This is a genomic window from Alicyclobacillus fructus (assembly GCF_017329605.1).
GTDB classification, from domain to species: domain Bacteria; phylum Bacillota; class Bacilli; order Alicyclobacillales; family Alicyclobacillaceae; genus Alicyclobacillus; species Alicyclobacillus fructus.
Genome location: NZ_JAFMTY010000064.1, coordinates 1 through 1,434 on the forward strand (window position 1 = coordinate 1; position 1,434 = coordinate 1,434).

Annotated in this window: 1 protein-coding gene; it reads right to left on the reverse strand. The window is 60.7% G+C overall.

Annotation, left to right across the window (positions count from 1 at the left end; genetic code table 11):
• Positions 1 to 34: 34 nt before the first annotated feature.
• Positions 35 to 1,434: IS21 family transposase (istA, locus tag J3481_RS14320; RefSeq protein WP_206832791.1), on the reverse strand; the 1,400-nt coding region annotated here is incomplete at its 5' end.

Consider the following 1,434-nt stretch of genomic DNA (forward strand, 5'->3'; position numbering starts at 1 on the left):
ATCTCCACCATGGCCGCGTGTACATCGTCGGACATCAGTGGACCACCCCTCTCGTGAGTACATCGTATCTGGACGGGTTGGGCTGTTTGAGACGATATGCCTGTAGGCCGTCTGGCACGGCGCAGGTCTCTTGAGGTGAGGTTCGTAGCAGGTGTGCCCGAATCTGTTCGGCCGTGACCACGTCGGGGCCTATCTCCTCTATGGCGTTCAGAATGTCCTCGGCCGGCCAGAGCTGGTGCAACATCAGGATGGCGACGAAATCCTTATACCCATCTGGTCGGCTGTCCGTCATCCGGATCCGAATCCGCTGGTATACTTCAGGGAGTTTGCGGACGACCGCCGCGTGAGTGGCAGCGTGCGGTTTACGCGCCAGAACAGGCAGGTAGTGTTGGAGTTCCATGATGGTCTGCTTCCGCTCATGGCTTCTGCGGTGGCTGGCCACCACCTGGTTCTTGTCCACAACCTCAATCCGTTCCGCATACACGCGCAGGAGCAGGGTCTTACCCACGTACATGCTGGGGACTGAGTATCGGTTGTGGTCAAAGCTGACCAGGCACAGCTTGTTGACCGTGACCGGTCTGGTCGTGGCACAGCAGTGCGGGCGCTTCGGCAGTGCTCGAAGCCCTGCCCGCTCCGCTTCCCAGGCGAGCCACCTTTCGCGGCGTTGTTGTTCGCACCACCGCAGGAGGATTACATTGAGCTCCTCCAGATCCTGCACATCGGGCACGGGGACACACGTCTGGCGGCGGACGTAGCCAACGCCATGTTCCACGCTGCCTTTCTCATGCGGCTCACCGGGGCGGCAGAACTCGCTGTCAAACAGGTAGTGAGCCCGCAGATTCGACAGTAAGACATGCTCGTCGCGGGCGGGGCCGGCCAAGATCTTGGTGACCGCGGTCTTCGGGTTGTCGTAGCGGACGCTGCGTGGCACACCTCCGAACCACTCGAAGGCCAGGCGATGCCCCTCGAGGAACGCCTCGATTTTCTCAGTGTGAAAAGCGGTGGCGAAGATAACACCGCTGTATCGCATCCGCATGACGAACAGACTGACGTCCGTCTTCTTGCCCTTGATCTTGACCGTCACTCGGCCAAAGTCGGCCTGGGCCAGCTCTCCGGTGTCCGCCGTAAGTGGGACATGGGCTTCCTGCCTGGTACCCCGTATTCTAGCGACCCAGTAGCGAACAGTGGATTCAGCGGCGGTGAACTCCTCGCCATACTCCTCCTTCAGCCGCGCGTGGATTCTTGAGGACACATACCGTTGCTTCTTGGGGGCTCCCGCCTTCTCCTCCTCCCTCAGCCAGGACTCGATGACGGGGATCCATCGTTCCATAGCCGGACGGGAGCGGGGGTTGGACAGTCGATACCTGGGGATATCCGCGTCAGCCAGCATCTTGCGGACCGTTTGGCGTGATACACCCAACTGACGGCTGATCT